Below are 17,900 nucleotides of genomic sequence, written 5' to 3'. Positions count from 1 at the left end.
CTTTTATAGGGCCAAATATAATTTAATTCTATCAATCTTGTCGGATGGAAAATCTTCAATTTTCGTTAATTCGTCAAAAGAACGGATACTTCCGACCAGCTCACGGTAAGCTATGATCTTTCTGGCGGTGCTATAATCTATATACGTCAACTGCGCTATTTCCTGCACGGAAGCCAGGTTGATATTGATTTTCTTTATGGTAGGCCTATGGATTACCTTAAATCTTTTCAAGGTCTCCTCTACCACCTCAGGCTGCAATCCATATACATCATAAAGTTGTTCGTCTATCATAAAACCGCCCAAGCTTTCCCTGAATTTTACGATCCGTAGTGAAAGCTTGTCCCCTATGCCTCGTACTACTTTAAGTTCAGTGGCACCGACCTCGTTTAAATCCCGGATGATGTACCCGTTTTGCCTTGGGGAACTGTACGCCCGCTTTGCCTGGGCGGGAAACGTGAAATACGGGGAAATCTTGTTCAATAGCGAGTCGGAGATTCCTGTTACCCTTTGAAACTCCTTTGGAGCGTTCACATAATGGCCCGCTTTCCTAAATGCAAGCAACCTATCCATTTCCACGGCAGACATTCCCAAGCTATATCCCTTATAGTCCGAGATAAAATTTGGATTGAAGGGAAAGATACGCGACTCATTCAGCTTTGGCTCCTGTTCCTTGAGCAGGTCCATATGGCGTTGTACGTCAGCGTCTATCACAACAGTACTTTTAGCCGTATCCGGAGCGGCCATTTTTATATAGAAATGCACGCATTGAAGGACAACGATGAGCAAGAGCAAAAAGAAAATCCCACTTCTTTCTCTTTTGTTGAATTTGAAGTGGGATCTTAAATTTTTCAAGGGTATTTATTTTTTTAGTGCCTTAACGGCGTCCAAATACTTATTCAATTCCTCCTTCACCCTTGGGAACAGGATAATCAATCCGATCATGTTCGGAAATACCAAAGCCAATATCATAGCGTCTGAGAACGCGAAAACCGCTCCCATGGATGCAGATGCCCCAATGATAATAAAAGCAACGAATAAAAGCTTATAACACATATCTGCTGTTTTGCCTCTCCCAAACAGGTATTTCCAGGACTGAAGACCATAATAAGACCAAGATATCATGGTAGAAATCGCAAAGAGGACTACGGCCAAGGTTAAGACATATGGAAACCACGGGATTACGGATTGAAAGGCCATGGATGTTAGGTTAACACCGCCCATGGAAACTCCATCCACGATTACACTACCAGCGCCATCACCGCCATATTCAAAGACACCACCACTATTGAAGAAGATAATTACCAAAGCGGTCATGGTACAAATAACCACGGTATCAATGAACGGTTCCAAAAGCGCTACAATGCCCTCACTGGCCGGGTACTTCGTCTTAACGGCCGAGTGTGCAATTGCTGCCGATCCGGCTCCTGCCTCGTTGGAGAAGACCGCTCGCCTAAAACCAACGATCAAAACTCCGAACAAACCTCCCAAACCTGCTTCGGGAGTAAAAGCGCCTTTAAAAATCAACCCAAAAGCGTCATCAATATAGGAGTAGTTTGCAAAAATGACCACCAAACATGCAATGGCATAGATTATTGCCATAAACGGCACTATTTTTTCCGTTACCGAGGCGATTCGCTTAATGCCACCGATAATTACTATTCCGACCACTACCGCCAGTACCAGACCTATTATAAATCCTGTGGAACCTCCCTGCAGCCCCATCATGGCGGCCAGTTGTTCCGCTGCCTGATTGGACTGTACCGCATTACCGCCCCCAAATGAAGCTCCAACACAAAGTATGGCAAAAATTACTGCCAGTGCCTTTCCAAGTCCGGTGTAACCCCTCGCCTTTAATCCTCTGGAAAGATAGTACATAGGCCCTCCATATACCGTTCCGTTTTCATCTATATCCCGGTACTTTACCCCTAGGGTACATTCCACAAATTTGGTGGACATGCTCAACAGGCCGCATACGATCATCCAAAAGGTAGCCCCTGGCCCCCCAATAGCGATTGCCAAGGCCACACCGGCAATGTTTCCAAGACCTACCGTACCCGAAACAGCCGTAGCCAAGGCTTGAAAGTGGCTTACTTCCCCCTCTTCACTTTCATCCCTGATGGTATCTGGTAAATCCCCATCAACAATATTTACCTCGGCCTTCTCTACCCCATGACCTTCTGCTCCTTCCACATCATCATATTTCCCACGCACCACATTGATGGCCAACGGAAACCTTCGGATGTTGATAAACCCAAAGTACAGGGTGAAAAAGGTAGCGCCAAGTACTAGTACGATCACCACCAAAGGAACACCGGTTCCGGGAACTTGCCAAAAAACGATGCTCTCCCATACCGCTGTAATAGGTTCGAACCAGGCATTGATCCGTTCGTCCAAGCCCAAATCCGAAGACTCTTGGGCAAAGGATAAAAAGGGAAAGAGAAAGGTAATCATTGAGAGAAGTCTATACTTCATAATTGCTGTTTTATGGTTATTTTATTAGTCTGTAAAGGCGGCAATATCCAAAAAATATTCAATCCAATCAAATAATGTGCTTTAAATGTAATCAGCGGATATGGAACATTTCGTTCAACTTTTTAATCTGCTCCGGCCTTCCCAAGACAATAACCTTACTCTTGGGCTGTAATTCCAAATCTGCCTCGGGGTTAATGATGTAGGTACCATCGGGAGCTATGTATCCAATGATAGTACAGCCTGTCTTTTTTCTCAGGTCCAGATCGCGAAGGGAGTTGCATTCCACTTGATCGGCAAAATCCTCTATGGGGACTTCTTCCAAATTGGTGGTATGTTCGCCCTCTACGGATAATTTGTCCATAAAGGTGATCAAATCCGGCATGACCACCAAGGAGGCCATATGATCTCCTCCGATCTTATCGGGCATAATTACCTTATCGGCACCTGCCAACAGTAATTTTTTTTGGGAGGTCACTTGCGAGGCCCTGCTGATGACGAACAGATCCTTATTGAGTTGTTTGGAAGAGAGTACTACAAAAAGATTGGTGGCATCATCCGGCAAAGCGGTAATCAGGTATTGTGCACGTTCAATGCCTGCGGCCATCAACACCTCATCTTCGTTGGCATCCCCTTCCACAAAAAGCACGTCGTCCTCGAACTTTTCAAGTACTTCCTTGTCCCTTTCTATGACGACGAATGGTTTTTTATACGCCCTTAACCGCTCCGCTGCCTGATTGCCGTTACGCCCAAATCCACATACAATCACATGGTCCGATAAACTGTTGATCTTTTTTTTCACTTTCTTCTTCTTTAAAAGTTGTAACGAATTCCTCCCGAGGATATATTCCGTAATCACCGAAAGGGCATAAGCAAATATGAATACGCTGGTAACGATTAAAATTACGGTAAAAATCTTTGCATTGTGGTCCATGGGACCCACCTCCGTAAAGCCTACGGTCGTCACGGTAATGATGGTCATATAACTGGCGTCCAACCAGGTAAAATCAAAAAGATAACGATACCCCAGAATCCCTGACAACACTACAAACACAATGAGGAGCAAGGCCAGACTTATTTTAGAGCGTAGGAGTTTCAGCATATTCAGAGGTCAAAAACAGAAGTTCGTTTGGTATGGATCAAATCTTTGATGCCCAGCCAAAAAGCCAGAAACAGATATAGGGCAAAACCAAAGCCCAGGGTAACAAAGGTGAGGTAAATAAAAGAAGTCCTTACCACTCTGGTCCGGATACCCAAACGTTCGGCGATGCGCCTACAGACCTCAAAGCCCCTTTTTTGAAAGTAGTACAGTATTTTGTAGAAGAAATCCATTGCCTAAAATTAAACTTTTTTACGTAATAAACTAGCTCCAACGGCGCATTGCAAACATTTGTTCTTGGAACAATAGGTATTGTACAACTGTATGAGGGACTGACTTTCCATGGCATTTTGCCCAACAACGCCCAGGGCTTTAAAATTGGTTATAATCCGGTTCTCCTCAGGCTTCAGATGGGATATCATGCGAATAAGCTCTTCGTGGCAGTCTGTTGCAGTGTGACGGGCATGACAAAACTTTAAGGGCAGCAGGGTATTGATGACCAGGAGATCAATGAATTTCCTGGAAAGCTTTTTTTTATGCCGCTTTGTAGGCTTGCCAAAGCTAAAATGGGTATCCCAGTAAGTCGTGGCCGAAATAGTGAAAACACTGTAAATCTCTTCCAAGGAGGTTGCCTTGATCACCTTGCTGAACAAGTTTTGATGGGTCCCGTACAGACAGGCCAGTTGCGACAGTCGTACGGTCGGGAAATTGGAAGGGCGTAGTTTAAAAAACTCCGGGCGTTGTACGCCCAAGTGTTCCAAGTCGTATTTATGCGCCAGATAGCGGTATTCCTTGCGCAGTTCTAAATAATAGGCATCCACAATCCTGTCATCCTCCAAAAAACCGGCTAGGCCGAACAGCACACTTTCCAACTTAAACACCTCATCGTGCATTTTACGGACCAAGGGGAAATGTAGTGCCCGACCGATACTCAAAAAGGAATCGCCATTGATCTTGGATCCCATATTCTTTAGCAAAAGCATAAACAGGACGCTCTCCCAGTCGTTTTTGGAGTGGGCCAACAATTCCATGATCAAACCCGATTTTTGTTCCAAGCGTTCAAAAAAAAGACGCTCCAACCAGTTTTGCAGCAGTAGGGCGTCGGTATGCCTTAGATCTTTTTCGCAGTTAATGAACGATCTATCTCGCTGGTCAAAGAGTTTCCTGTAGGCGGCCAGCACCTCGGGGTAAACGTAGTGTTGAAGTTCCAGCGTAGGCACCACTGTCTGGTTTGCGCGAAACACTTGGGCATCGTCCTCCCAGACCACGTGGAGAATTACGTTGTTGTATTGGGGGTCCGATTCGTGATGGTGAGCGTACCAATCGGAGGACTTTACATGGATTTCCACATTGCCGGCCCAGAGCTGTCCGTCGATATTGATTTTGGCGTTCGAAAAATCGGGGCCCGAAAGGGTATTGTAGGTACCAACATCCACTATGGAAACCGCCTCCTTGCCCGAGGTGGTCAATGTTTCCAACTGAAGCCTTTTGTATTTCCAGATAAAATGAAGCAGTTCTTCCCGCATGTACCTCAAATAAAAAATCCCGCCTTGGCGGGAGGATTACGGGAGCATTAATTTTATTCCGTGACTTCGCCTTCCCACTCCATAAAACCACCTTCGAGATTATAGGCGTTGGCGAAACCAGCATTTTCCATTAGGGCACACGCTTGTCCGCTGCGATTGCCCGATCTACAATATACGTAGTAATTTTTGCTCTTGTCCAATTTTTCCAATTCATCCAAAAATTCCTGCCCCAAATAAATATCGATATTGGTAGCGTTCGGAATATAGCCGTCCTCCACTTCTTCCGGGGTGCGCACATCCAGTATAAAGGCGTTGTCATCCTGTTGTAGTTGTTCTGCCCATTCTTCTTGAGATAAATCTGCCATTTTTTAATCTTTTAGAGCTACAAAAATAAAAATCCGAAGGAAAAACCTCCGGATTTTTGAACAATATCTTGGTGGAGCATCAAACTTTTATGGAACAACCGATTGCCCTTGTGGTCTTTACTTCTATCTCAGCGCCCTGTAACATGGCGTCCACGGCATTTTCCACATACTTTTCCTCCACCGCACCGGCATTGGAAGAATTGTCGTCTATGGTACCGATATACCGTACAATGTTTCCACCCCCTGTTTTTTCCAAAAGAAAAACGTGCGGGGTTCGGGTGGCCCCGTACTGCGGAAAGATCTCCTGGCCTTCATCCAATAGGTAGGGAAAGGGAAATCCCTTAGCCTCTGCCCGTTCCTGCATCTTTTTATAACTATCCGATGGTTGCACAGCTGGGTTGTTCGGGTTTATGGCAATCACCGGTACGCCCTTAGGTTTATATTTTTGGTCCAAAGCTATGATTCTATCCTCATAGGTCACGGAGTACGGACAACTATTGCAGGTAAAAATGACCAAATAGCCCTTGGCATCCGCGTAATCGGACAGGGAAACCATTTTACCATCCACGTTTTTCAGTTCAAAATCCGTTGCCTTGTCGCCAATAGCGTATCCTGGTGGTCCAGATAGGGCGTTATAGGTAAATGAGCTCGCCAGCGCCACAAACGCTAACAATCCAAAAATTTTAAGTGTTTTCATAAGGCTATCCTTTTAAAAATTTATCCAATTCCGATTTGAGTTCATCATACTCGAACGATTGTTCGTAAAAGCTGCGGTTCCCATCCCTGTAAATCAGTGTAGCCGGAATGGCACCGGACCAATTCTGGTCTACCTTAGGTATCCAGGTATTTTGTTTGGGGTCATCCAGAATCACCACGTTGGACTTCAGCCCCTTTTTTTCAATAAAAGGAACCAAATGGGATTTCCACATCCTGGGCATATCCAAACTTACCAGGATAACCTCAACACCATTGTCTTTTTGCTCTGCGTTCAGCTTTTCAAAATGAGGAAGTTCCCGAACGCAAGGCGCACACCAAGTGGCCCAAAAATTAATGACATAGGTCTTGCCGTCCTCTTTATGGAGCAAAGGTTCCAAACCTGCGAAATCATATACAGGCAAGTTCAGATCATCCTCTACGGGTGCCACCTCTTCGGGCATATTGGCCTGCAAGTTGTTTTGTTCTTTGCGCTCTCCCCTACCACAGCCTAGAAAAAGAACGATGCATAAGGGAACAAGAAACCTGTACATAAACTGGATTTTATTCCCATAAAATTAACCATCGATTGTTGCGTCAATACGTTTTTAACATAAAATTATCAGTTAAAAACATGGCGAGGCCAAAATTTGACATACATTTGTATATACAATTGTTGTATAGACATGAACGTAGAGAAAATTATCAAGACGGAAAAACAAATGCCGTTGGAGGCAAGGACGATCATCCATCTTATCCTGGTACAGAACAAGACCACGGAGATCGTTGCCAATGCGCTAAAACCTTTTGAGGTTTCCCAACAGCAATTTAACGTCCTGCGTATCCTTAGGGGGCAACGGGGCAAACCGGCCAATCTTTCTACCATCAACGAACGTATGGTCGCCAAAATGAGCAATACCACGCGTCTGATCGACAAATTGCTGGCGCGCGGCTATGTGCAACGCATCGTTTGCGAAGCCAATAGAAGAAAAGTGGAGATTACCATTACCGAGGCCGGTATAGCGGCCCTTTCCAAAATGGACAAGGCCGTCTCCAAAGCGGAGAAGGTCATCCTACAAAACTTCAACAAAAAAGAATTGAAACAGTTAAACAGTTTATTGGACAAATTTTAGACCCTATGGATCCCTATTTAAAAAGCTTAAACTGGCGTTATGCCACCAAAAAATTCGACGATAAAAAAAAGGTTTCCCAAGAGGACCTGGATACCCTTGTACACGCCATGCAGCTGAGTGTATCTTCCTATGGGCTTCAGCCTTATCACGTATTTATAATTTCCGATGCGGCCCTAAGAGAGCAACTGAAATCGGTTTCCTGGGGACAGTCGCAAATAACAGACGCCTCGCACCTTATCGTTTTTGCCAATAAGACGGCGGTAGACGATGAGCTGATAGATTCCTACCTGGACAAGGTGAGCGAGACCCGAGGAATCCCCAAGGATGGCCTTAGCGGATATGGCGACTTTATGAAATCAAAATTATTGCCGCTCGACGACGGTACCAAGGCCGGATGGACCGCAAGACAGACCTATATTGCGCTTGGCAACCTCCTTTCTGCGGCGGCGAGTCTTCAAATAGACGCCTGTCCTATGGAAGGCTTTGAACCCGAAGCCTACAACGAAATTCTTGGGCTGAAGGAAAAGGGGCTCAATGCCGCTGTGGTGGCTACCATTGGTTACCGTTCCGAAGCTGACGAAACACAGCACTACAAAAAAGTAAGACGCTCCAAGAAGGAGTTATTTACCCATTTATAATTTTTAACATCAGAAACAATCATTAACAGAAATTAAAATCAAAATCATGAAAAGAAATGCACTAAGTATGGTAATGGCCCTGGTATTCGGATTTTCCGCAACGGCCAACACGCCCATAGACGGGGAGAAAAAAGAAGTAAAGGCCAGCGAAAGCAAAGTGACCTGGAAAGCGTATAAGGTTACTGGGTCCCACACCGGAACGGTGGATCTAAAACAAGGTTCCCTTTTGTTTGAAGAGGGCAAGCTTACCGGTGGAGAGTTCGTAGTGGACATGTCCACTTTGGTCTCTACCGATCTGGAAGGAGAGTACAAAGGCAAATTGGAGGGGCATCTTAAATCCGACGACTTTTTTAGCGTTGCAAATCATCCTACCTCCAAGTTGGTTTTCACCAGTGTGGAAGTTTCGGGCAAAAATTCGTACAAAGTGGTTGGCGACCTCACCATAAAGGGAATTACCAAGCCTGTAAGCTTTGATGTTTCCGTTTACGGAAGCAAGGCCACGGCGACCTTAAAGATAGATCGTGCCAAATACGATGTGAAATATGGCTCCGGAAGTTTCTTTGAAAATCTTGGCGATAAGACCATATACGATGAATTTGATTTGGTCGTTGACTTGGAATTCTAAACGATCATTGGTTTAGTGTTGATGGAGAGGTCGTTAAAAAGTAATAAAAGCTAAAAATGTCTCATCGAGCGCCCGCCTGCCTGCCGGCAGGCAGGCCTCCCAAAGTCTCGTACGGAGGGCAGGCAGTCGAGATGCCCAAGGGGACCCTACTAAAATGAGTTCTCGACTGCGCTCGAACTGACATCCAAGTATTTTTTAGACGACCTCTCCATTTTTTAAATCCTTAAAATTTGTCAGTTTAAAATTCCTTTCTATATTTGACCAAATGAAACGAAGAACGGTAAATACTTGGTGGTGGAAAAACTTACGTCAGACGTCGTGAGCTAAGCACCCTTGTACATCAACATACAAAAGGCTTGTCAAATCACGACAAGCCTTTTTATTTTATACATATCTATTGAAAAAAAGTAGCCTTTAAAGATTTCCGCCTTTTGCGGAAATGACAATAAATTTCGCTCATGAAATATTCGCTCAACACCTATTATACCAAAATCCTCGCGGACACCATTACGCCGGTAAGTATCTATCTCAAAATACGCGACAGGTTTCCCAATAGTATCCTTTTGGAAAGTAGCGACTACCGTGCCAACGATAATAGTTTTTCCTATATCTGCTGTAACCCCATCGCTTCCATCAAAGTTCAAGATGAGATGGTAAAGGAGCACTTCCCGGATGGGGATCAACGCACGACCCCGATTACTTCCCAGACCGATGTAGTGCAGCTGATTCATGACTTTAGCCAAAATTTCAGCACGAAGGACAACGGTTTCAAGTTTATCAACAACGGTCTGTTTGGCTATATGGCCTATGATGCCGTGCGCTATTTTGAGGCCATCGATATCACAAAAAAAGAGGGCGATTTGGGTATCCCCGATATTTACTATGCGGTCTATCAAAATATCATTGCGATCAACCATTTCAAAAACGAAGCTTATATTTTTGCCCACTGTTATGAAACCGAGAACAATATCCCGGAGATAGAGCAGATCCTTACCATCAAAAATTTTGCGTCCTACAATTTTTCAAAAACCGGTGAGCCTACCTCCAATTTAAGGGACGAGGAATATTTGGAACATGTAGCACTGGCCAAAAAACACTGTCATAGGGGTGATGTCTTTCAACTGGTACTGTCGCGTAGGTTTTCACAGGATTTTAAGGGCGATGAATTTAATGTGTACCGCGCTTTGCGTTCCATCAACCCCTCTCCCTATCTGTTCTATTTTGATTATGGGGATTTTAAGATATTTGGAAGTTCCCCGGAAGCCCAGCTGGTGGTGCATGATGGCAAGGCCGAAATACATCCTATAGCCGGAACGTTCAAAAGAACCGGCAATGACGAACAGGATGCCCTTCTGGCCAAAAAATTGACCGAGGATGATAAAGAAAATAGCGAGCACGTAATGCTGGTAGACCTGGCACGGAACGATCTTAGCCGAAATGGCAATATGGTAAACGTTGAAAATTATAGGGAAGTACAGTTCTTCTCCCATGTTATCCATTTGGTTTCCAAGGTCACTGGAAAAAAGAAGCCTGATATTCCCACCATGAAGGTGGTGGCAGACACCTTTCCGGCGGGAACCTTGAGCGGCGCTCCCAAGCACATGGCTATGCAGCTCATAGAAAAATATGAAAAAACAAGTAGGGACTATTATGGAGGCGCTATTGGCTTCATGGATTTTAAGGGAAACTTTAACCACGCCATTATGATACGTACCTTTTTAAGCAAGAATCACCGCTTGCATTACCAGGCCGGTGCAGGTTTGGTGGCAGCGTCGGACCCGGAAACGGAACTACAGGAAACCTTCAATAAACTGGGCGCCCTCACCAAGGCACTGGAAATCGCTGAAACCATTTAAAGAAAGGAAAATGGAAAAAATACTGATGATAGACAACTACGATAGTTTTACCTATAATCTGGTGCATTACCTGGAAGATCTGGACTGTGAGGTGGTGGTCAAAAGAAACGACCAACTACAGTTGGAGGAAGTGGATTCCTTTGAGAAAATCGTGCTTTCCCCAGGACCTGGGATACCGGATGAGGCCGGGCTGCTCAAAGAAATCATAGCTACCTATGCCCCCACTAAGAAAATATTTGGCGTGTGCCTGGGGCAACAGGCCATAGGTGAGGTATTTGGTGGCACTATCGTAAACCTGGAGGAGGTGTACCACGGCATTGCAACCAAAATAAAAATTACACAAGGAGATCCATTGTTTCAGGATCTACCAAGGGAAATTGAAGTGGGCCGTTATCACTCCTGGGTGGTCCATGCCGACCTTCCCGAGGCCCTAGAGGCTACATCCTACGATGAAAACGGGCAAATTATGTCCTTGCGCCATAAAGAATACCAGGTGTCGGCGGTACAATTCCATCCAGAATCCGTGCTGACCCCCTATGGAAAAAAGATCTTGGAAAACTGGTTAAAAAATTAGGCTTATCGGGAAGATGGGCCTGCTTAATCCAAAGTAAAATGAAAGAAACGCTCAATAGCTTGATCAACCACGACATCCTCTCCAAGGAGGATGCCAAAGAAATTTTGGTGAATATCGCCAAAGGCGCTTACAATCCCAGTCAGATTGCAGCTTTTTTAACGGTCTATATGATGCGGAGTATTACCATCGAGGAATTGGAGGGTTTCCGCGATGCATTGCTAGAGCTATGTTTGGCCGTGGACCTTTCGGCCTACGACCCCGTAGATCTATGCGGCACAGGGGGTGATGGAAAGGACACCTTTAATATTTCCACTTTGGCCTCCTTCATCACGGCAGGAGCAGGGGTAAAGGTCACCAAACACGGCAACTATGGGGTTTCCTCCAAGTGTGGAAGTAGCAATGTGATGGAATATCTGGGCATCAAATTCAGTAATGAAGCGGATTTCCTCGAAAAATCTTTGGACAAGGCGGGCATTTGTGTCCTACATGCGCCCTTGTTCCATCCTGCCATGAAAAACGTGGCCCCCATTAGGAGGGAGCTTGGGGTGAAGACCTTTTTCAATATGCTGGGTCCCATGGTTAACCCAGCCTTTCCCAAAAATCAGATGGTAGGTGTGTTCAATCTGGAATTGGCACGGATGTACGGATACCTCTATCAGAATACCAACAAAAGATTTACCGTATTACACGCCCTGGATGGATATGATGAAATATCGCTTACCGGGAATACCAAGACCATTTCCAACCACTCGGAGGGCATATTAAGACCCTCGGACTTTGGTGTCCCCAGTATTTCACAAGCCGATATCGCGGGGGGTGAAAGCATAGCCGACTCCGCAAAGATTTTTGTGGACATCCTTAGCGGACAGGGAACCGAGGCGCAGAACAATGTGGTTTGTGCCAATGCGGGCATGGCGATAGCCACGGTAAAGGAGACCACACCCAGAGAAGGATTTGAACAGGCAAAGGCCGCCTTGCTTAGCGGAAAAGGATTGGAGGCCCTAAAAAAAGTACAGGAACTGAGCAGGAATTAATTATCTAATGAATATTCTAGAAAAAATAGTTCGTGATAAACGAAGGGAAGTCGCTCTTAAAAAGGAACTTATCCCTATTTCACAATTGGAACATTCGATCTTGTTCCAGAGAAAATCGCATTCCCTGGCAACCGCTCTGCGCAATAGCAAAACGGGAATTATTGCAGAGCATAAGAGGCGTTCGCCTTCCAAGGCGGTGATCAATCAAGCGTTAAGCGTTCATGACGTTGCCAGGGGCTATGAAAATGCAGGTGTTTCGGGAATGTCCGTTTTGACCGATGGCAAGTATTTTGGGGGTTCCCTGGACGATCTTACGCTGGCCAGGGCGGCCGTACAATTGCCCTTATTACGCAAGGAATTTATTATAGACCCCTATCAAGTCTTGGAAGCAAAGGCTTACGGGGCAGATGTTGTTTTGTTGATTACAGCCATATTGGAGACGGCGGAAATTAAGGAACTATCCGAATTTGCCCAAAGTTTGGGGCTAGAGGTCCTGTTGGAGGTCCATAATCTGGAGGAACTGAGAAGGTCCTTGCTACCCAGCGTGGACATGCTGGGCGTAAACAACCGGAATTTGAAAACCTTTGAGGTAAGTCTGGAGACCAGTAAATCCCTGTCCGCTTCCATTCCCGAGGATTTTGTAAAGGTATCGGAAAGCGGTATTGGCAATGTGGAAGCCATTAAGGAACTTAGGCCCTTTGGGTACCAAGGCTTTTTAATCGGGGAGAATTTTATGAAGGCCTCCAATCCTGGAGAAGGTGCCGAACACTTTATAACCCAATTGAATACGCCATGAAACTGAAGGTCTGTGGGATGAAATATCAAGACAATAGCCATAGCGTGGCCACACTCGGCCCTGACTATATGGGGTTTATCTTTTGGGAACCGTCCAAACGCTATGTTGGGGCACAGCTTCCCGAGATTCCCGCCCATATTAAGAAAGTAGGGGTTTTTGTAGACGCTGGCATCGCGGAAATCATAGAAAAAGTAGCGCGGTTCCATCTGTGGGGCATACAACTTCACGGGATGGAAAGTCCGGCTTTTTGTGCTGACCTACGGGCAAAAGTGCTACGTTCAGGTGAATTATCGAAGGTAAAGATCATCAAAGTATTTTCTGTTGACGTACATTTTGATTTTACCGTACTGGAACCCTATGAGGCGGTCAGTGATTACTATATGTTCGATACCAAGGGAAAACTTCCCGGAGGCAACGGCTATACTTTTGATTGGGAAGTATTGAAAAATTATCCCTCTAGCAAACCGTATTTCCTCAGCGGAGGTATCGGGCTTGGGGAAAAGGACAAAATAGCGGCCTTTTTGCAAACAGGGGCATCCAAATATTGCCATGCCATTGATGTCAACAGCAGTTTTGAAAGTGAACCCGGACGTAAAGAGCCAGAAAAATTAAAAGCGTTTAAAGCACTGATACAGGTGTAAACAAAAAGAGTAACATGAAGACCTATCACGTAGATGAAAAAGGATATTACGGGGAGTTTGGGGGAGCCTTTATCCCTGAAATGCTCTATCCCAATACCGAGGAGCTAAGACAGCAGTACCTACATATTATGGGGGAAACCTCCTTTCAAGAGGAATTTGATCAACTGTTAAAGGACTATGTTGGCAGACCAACGCCTTTGTATTTTGCCGGCCGCTTGTCCGAAAAGTACCAGACCAAAATTTATCTGAAACGGGAAGACCTTTGCCATACCGGTGCACACAAGGTAAACAACACTATCGGGCAAATTCTTATGGCAAAAAAACTGGGCAAAAATCGAATCATAGCCGAAACCGGGGCAGGACAGCATGGGGTGGCCACAGCTACCGTATGCGCACTTATGGGCATCAAATGTGTGGTATATATGGGAGAAATCGATATTGCCCGCCAGGCGCCCAACGTGGCACGAATGAAAATGTTGGGAGCCGAGGTGCGACCCGCCCTCTCCGGAAGTAGGACCCTAAAGGATGCCACTAATGAGGCAATCAGGGACTGGATCAATAATCCAGTGGATACCCATTACATCATCGGATCGGTAGTAGGCCCCCACCCCTATCCGGATATGGTAGCGCGGTTTCAATCGGTAATCTCCGCTGAGATCAAGACACAATTGCTGGAAAAAGAAGGCAGGGAGAATCCCGATTACGTTGTGGCCTGCGTAGGCGGTGGCAGTAATGCCGCCGGGGCCTATTATCATTTTTTGGATAATGCCGATGTGGGCATCATAGCGGTGGAAGCAGCAGGGAAGGGAATAGATTCCGGAGAGAGTGCCGCCACCTCTGCCTTGGGAAAGATCGGTATTATCCATGGCAGTAAGACACTACTGATGCAAACCTCAGATGGGCAAATTACCGAACCCTATTCCATTTCTGCTGGCCTGGATTATCCCGGCGTGGGCCCGCTGCATGCCCACCTATACCGTTCTGGCCGGGGCGAATTTATTTCCATCACGGATGATGAGGCCATGAATGCAGGCTTACAGGTTTCCCAATTGGAGGGTATTATCCCTGCCATAGAAACTTCCCATGCCTTTGCCATTTTTGAACACCGAAAATTCCGGCCAGAGGAACTCGTGGTCATTAACCTTTCTGGTCGTGGCGACAAGGATTTGGATACGTATATCGATTATTTTGAACTGTAACACTATGTCATTCCTGCGAAAGCAGGAATCCAAAAAATGTATACAAAACGGTTGACCCGTATGATGTTCGTGGCATTGCCGACAAAAATGAATGGAAAATTAAACCGATAACAGGCAATCATCCAGATCGGAACGATTTGGTCAGTGATAGGTAAGACTAACAATGGATTCCTGCTTTCGCAGGAATGACAAAAGTAAAAAGCGGGAATGACAAAATTAAAAAGAATGAACAGAATACATCATAAACTGCAGGAGGACAAAAAACTCCTCTCCATATATTTCACCGCTGGTTATCCCCAGTTAAACGATACCGTAAAGATTATTCAGGAATTGGAGGCCCACGGTGTGGATATGATCGAAATTGGCCTCCCCTTTAGTGATCCCCTGGCAGACGGACCCACCATACAGCAAAGCTCCACAACGGCACTTAACAATGGGATGCATACGGCACTGTTATTTGAACAACTCCAGGGCATTCGGGATTCGGTTTCCATTCCCTTGATCCTGATGGGGTATTTTAACCCGATGCTACAGTACGGTGTGGAGGCCTTTTGCAAGAAGTGTAACGAAGTTGGTATTGATGGTCTTATTATACCCGACCTGCCCCTGGATGTGTACCAAAAGGACTATGAAGCCCTCTGTAAAAGGTACGGCCTAATCAATGTCTTTCTGATTACCCCACAAACCAGTGAGCAGCGTATACGTGAAATCGATACGGCTTCCGAAGGTTTCATTTATATGGTAAGTTCCGCTAGTGTAACCGGGGCCCAAGAAGGTTTTGGCGAAGAGCAGAAACGCTATTTTGAGCGGGTGGCCTCGTTGGAACTCGTACACCCGCAAATCGTGGGATTCGGTATCAGCAATGCCCAAACCTTTCAACAAGCAGTCCAAAATACCAAAGGGGCCATTATAGGTTCTGCCTTTATTAAACATTTAACGCAAAATGGCACCAACAATATTGCCGATTTTATAAAAGGAATTTGCTAAATTTAACCCTTCAATTAATGCAATATCATACATGAAAAAAATACTTCTTGTAGTTTTTTTGGCTTTCAACTTTTCCGTATTTGCCCAAGATAGCTCCCAAATTAAATCGCAGGTGCGGCATACCATTGATGAACTCAGGGATTTTGTGGCCATCCCCAACGATGCCCTGGACCATGCCGATATCAATAGGAACCTGACCTGGCTGACAAAAAAATTCAACGAGCGAGGCTTTAATTCCTCCGTGCTGCCCACCGAAGGTGAATCGCTCTTTTTCGCAGCCATGCCCATGGAGGACAGCAAACCCACCATCTTGTTTTACATGCATTTTGATGGGCAATCGGTAGACCCTTCCAAATGGGACCAACCCAATCCTTACCAAGTAGTATTGAAATCCCCGGAAGGCGACGGGTGGAAAACGCAGCCCTTCGAGGAACTCAACGAAGATATCGATTATGACTGGCGACTGTTTGGTCGTTCTACCTCTGATGACAAAGGCCCGATCGTGATGTTCCTGAATGCGATAGACCTTCTCAAAAAGAACAATGTGGTCCTTCCTTTTAACGTCAAGGTCATTCTGGACAGTGAGGAGGAAAAAAGCAGCAAACCCCTAGCCAAGGCCATAAAGCAGTACAAGGAACTTTTGGAGGCCGACTTTCTGTTCATAGCGGACGGACCGGTACATGTTTCCGGCCAACCTACCATGGTGTACGGCTGTCGTGGGATCACCACCTTGTCCTTGACCACCTACGGCCCTCTAAAACCACAGCACAGTGGTCATTATGGCAATTACGCGCCCAATCCAGGTTTCCTGCTAGCCGAGGTCCTGGCCAGTATGAAGGATGCAGACGGAAAGGTGACCATTGCGGGCTACTACGACGGTATTTCAATAGACGAGGCCACCTTGAATATTTTAAAGGGCGTTCCGGACGATGCGGAAGTCATCAATACCCATTTGGCCATTAGAAATCCTGAAGGCGTTGGTAGTTTTTATCAAGAGGCCATGCAGTATCCCTCGCTCAACGTTCGCGGCCTGGGTTCGGGTTGGATAGGGCCCAAGGCCCGTACTATTGTACCTGCCACCGCTACGGCCGAAATCGATATTCGTTTGGTGCCGGAATCGGATGGTAATCGGCTTAAGACCCTAGTAAAAAACCATATAAAAAAACTAGGATACCACATTACGGATAGTGTTCCCACCAAGGCGGAACGTATGGCGCATGACAAAATTATGACCATTACCGAAGGGAACGTTACCGATGCTTTCCGAACCGATCTGGACAACCCGTATGGGGTATTTTTGTCCGACATTCTAAAAAGTACCTTTGGGCAAGAAGTGGTAAAAATCCGAATAGCCGGGGGAACGGTACCCATTGCTCCCTTTATCAATGAACTGAATATCCCCGCTTTTTTGGTCCCCATGGTAAATCCGGACAACAACCAGCACAGCCCCAACGAAAATTTGAGAATTGGCCATATCGCCTATGGCGTCCAGGCCATTTATCAGGTACTGAGTACAGAACTTAGGGAGTAACATTATCTGTCTTTAGTAAACAGGGAGAACCTAAGATTCGAAGAAGGGCCTATATTGCATCACCCTAAAATCGAAGGTAGTGAATTTTGGGTTTTGGTCCTTTAATCGCTTATAGGTTTCCAAACTTCCCACCGCCCTATTCGCCGCTCCGGATGGCGCGGTCAATGACACGGTTTTCACCTTCCTTGTGTCGGTTAGGTGCAGCTCATGTATCCGAGGTACCTCGTTGGAGACCACCTCAAATTTCAGCTTGTGTTCTTTAATCAATTTCCTGAAAAAATATTCGGGTCCGTTTTTACTGTTGCCACCCATGAACAAGAGTGTATCTATCTTCGGATAAGCCTTTAGGTATCCGATCATATCACGGAGTTTTACGTTCTGCATCCCCAGATCTGAAGCGTCTACTTTTTCGCGTTCGGCGCTGGCCACAATATCGCACACACCTATTTTTTTTTCCAACAAAAAACCCTTTCGCTGTTCGGTGGCCACTTGGGTGGTCTCGTAACGAAGGCCCAGATCAAAAATGACGTCGAGAATCCGCCACAACTGCCCATTTCTGCTACCGTAGCAGAAATCCACATCGTCTACCTTTAGGTCTCCCATAGTAAATCTTGGGGGCGGAAGGGTCCCCACAATAAGCTTGGTGGCTTCCTCAAAAAGAAAAGGTTCGTAGGGATGGGTATGTAGGAAGGGTATTGGACTCATCCCAGTAAGTTTTCAGTTATTCGCTTCAC

The 17,900-nt window shown here is 45.7% G+C and carries 20 protein-coding genes; 11 read left to right on the top strand and 9 right to left on the bottom strand.

Going from position 1 to position 17,900, the window contains the following annotated elements:
* Positions 1–3 precede the first annotated feature (3 nt).
* The 8 genes from ACRD67_RS06080 to ACRD67_RS06045 form a co-directional block, all read right to left on the bottom strand.
* Positions 4–852, bottom strand: coding sequence for a ComEA family DNA-binding protein (locus ACRD67_RS06080; RefSeq protein ID WP_430966148.1), 849 nt, complete (start codon positions 850–852; stop codon positions 4–6).
* A gap of 6 nt (positions 853–858) precedes the next feature.
* Entirely contained in the window at positions 859–2,472 is a 1,614-nt protein-coding gene (locus tag ACRD67_RS06075; RefSeq protein ID WP_430966147.1) for an alanine/glycine:cation symporter family protein, read from the bottom strand.
* Between the two features lie 91 nt (positions 2,473–2,563).
* Entirely contained in the window at positions 2,564–3,571 is a 1,008-nt protein-coding gene (locus tag ACRD67_RS06070) for a potassium channel family protein (RefSeq protein ID WP_430966146.1), read from the bottom strand.
* Positions 3,572–3,573: 2 nt separating this feature from the next.
* Positions 3,574–3,801 carry a PspC domain-containing protein gene (locus ACRD67_RS06065; RefSeq protein ID WP_430966145.1) on the bottom strand — a complete coding sequence of 76 codons (228 nt, stop codon included), beginning with the start codon at positions 3,799–3,801 and terminating at the stop codon, positions 3,574–3,576.
* 9 nt (positions 3,802–3,810) lie between these two features.
* Positions 3,811–5,094, bottom strand: a complete 1,284-nt coding sequence (locus ACRD67_RS06060; protein WP_430966144.1) for a DUF2851 family protein — start codon at positions 5,092–5,094, stop codon at positions 3,811–3,813.
* A gap of 53 nt (positions 5,095–5,147) precedes the next feature.
* The gene (locus tag ACRD67_RS06055; protein WP_430966143.1) at positions 5,148–5,459 is read right to left on the bottom strand and encodes a rhodanese-like domain-containing protein; all 312 of its coding nucleotides are present in this window, start codon (positions 5,457–5,459) and stop codon (positions 5,148–5,150) included.
* A 79-nt stretch (positions 5,460–5,538) separates the two neighbouring features.
* Positions 5,539–6,156 (bottom strand): thioredoxin family protein, encoded by a 618-nt coding sequence (locus tag ACRD67_RS06050; RefSeq protein ID WP_430966142.1) that lies wholly within the window; start codon positions 6,154–6,156, stop codon positions 5,539–5,541.
* A gap of 4 nt (positions 6,157–6,160) precedes the next feature.
* Positions 6,161–6,706, bottom strand: coding sequence for a TlpA disulfide reductase family protein (locus tag ACRD67_RS06045; RefSeq protein ID WP_430966141.1), 546 nt, complete (start codon positions 6,704–6,706; stop codon positions 6,161–6,163).
* Positions 6,707–6,838: 132 nt separating this feature from the next.
* Between ACRD67_RS06045 and ACRD67_RS06040 the strand changes: the two genes are divergently transcribed.
* The 11 genes from ACRD67_RS06040 to ACRD67_RS05990 all read left to right on the top strand — a co-directional run bounded on the left by ACRD67_RS06040 (position 6,839) and on the right by ACRD67_RS05990 (position 17,166).
* Positions 6,839–7,285, top strand: a complete 447-nt coding sequence (locus ACRD67_RS06040; RefSeq protein ID WP_430966140.1) for a MarR family winged helix-turn-helix transcriptional regulator — start codon at positions 6,839–6,841, stop codon at positions 7,283–7,285.
* 5 nt (positions 7,286–7,290) lie between these two features.
* Complete coding sequence (locus tag ACRD67_RS06035) at positions 7,291–7,923, top strand: NAD(P)H-dependent oxidoreductase (protein WP_430966139.1); 633 nt, start codon at positions 7,291–7,293, stop codon at positions 7,921–7,923.
* Between the two features lie 46 nt (positions 7,924–7,969).
* The gene (locus ACRD67_RS06030; protein ID WP_430966138.1) at positions 7,970–8,548 is read left to right on the top strand and encodes a YceI family protein; all 579 of its coding nucleotides are present in this window, start codon (positions 7,970–7,972) and stop codon (positions 8,546–8,548) included.
* A gap of 458 nt (positions 8,549–9,006) precedes the next feature.
* Positions 9,007–10,404 (top strand): anthranilate synthase component I family protein, encoded by a 1,398-nt coding sequence (locus tag ACRD67_RS06025; RefSeq protein WP_430966137.1) that lies wholly within the window; start codon positions 9,007–9,009, stop codon positions 10,402–10,404.
* A 10-nt stretch (positions 10,405–10,414) separates the two neighbouring features.
* Positions 10,415–10,978, top strand: a complete 564-nt coding sequence (locus tag ACRD67_RS06020; protein WP_430966136.1) for an anthranilate synthase component II — start codon at positions 10,415–10,417, stop codon at positions 10,976–10,978.
* A gap of 38 nt (positions 10,979–11,016) precedes the next feature.
* Entirely contained in the window at positions 11,017–12,012 is a 996-nt protein-coding gene (gene trpD / locus ACRD67_RS06015; RefSeq protein ID WP_430966135.1) for an anthranilate phosphoribosyltransferase, read from the top strand.
* 7 nt (positions 12,013–12,019) lie between these two features.
* On the top strand, positions 12,020–12,808 hold the full coding sequence (gene trpC / locus ACRD67_RS06010; RefSeq protein ID WP_430966134.1) for an indole-3-glycerol phosphate synthase TrpC: 789 nt from the start codon (positions 12,020–12,022) through the stop codon (positions 12,806–12,808).
* A complete protein-coding gene (locus ACRD67_RS06005) occupies positions 12,805–13,449 on the top strand; it encodes a phosphoribosylanthranilate isomerase (RefSeq protein WP_430966133.1) in 645 nt (214 codons plus the stop codon). Before trpC ends, ACRD67_RS06005 begins: the two co-directional genes overlap by 4 nt.
* Before the next feature lie 14 nt (positions 13,450–13,463).
* Positions 13,464–14,648 (top strand): tryptophan synthase subunit beta, encoded by a 1,185-nt coding sequence (trpB, locus tag ACRD67_RS06000; RefSeq protein ID WP_430966132.1) that lies wholly within the window; start codon positions 13,464–13,466, stop codon positions 14,646–14,648.
* Between the two features lie 225 nt (positions 14,649–14,873).
* Entirely contained in the window at positions 14,874–15,635 is a 762-nt protein-coding gene (gene trpA / locus ACRD67_RS05995; RefSeq protein ID WP_430966131.1) for a tryptophan synthase subunit alpha, read from the top strand.
* Positions 15,636–15,666: 31 nt separating this feature from the next.
* The gene (locus ACRD67_RS05990) at positions 15,667–17,166 is read left to right on the top strand and encodes a M20/M25/M40 family metallo-hydrolase (RefSeq protein WP_430966130.1); all 1,500 of its coding nucleotides are present in this window, start codon (positions 15,667–15,669) and stop codon (positions 17,164–17,166) included.
* A gap of 30 nt (positions 17,167–17,196) precedes the next feature.
* Here ACRD67_RS05990 and ACRD67_RS05985 read toward each other — a convergent pair whose 3' ends face one another.
* A complete protein-coding gene (locus tag ACRD67_RS05985; RefSeq protein ID WP_430966129.1) occupies positions 17,197–17,871 on the bottom strand; it encodes a uracil-DNA glycosylase family protein in 675 nt (224 codons plus the stop codon).
* Positions 17,872–17,900 lie beyond the last annotated feature (29 nt).

Source organism: Eudoraea algarum (assembly GCF_050589645.1).
Lineage (GTDB): Bacteria > Bacteroidota > Bacteroidia > Flavobacteriales > Flavobacteriaceae > JBNGOQ01.
Note: the sequence above shows the minus strand (reverse complement) of the source record. Positions and strands in the feature narration are given on the sequence as shown.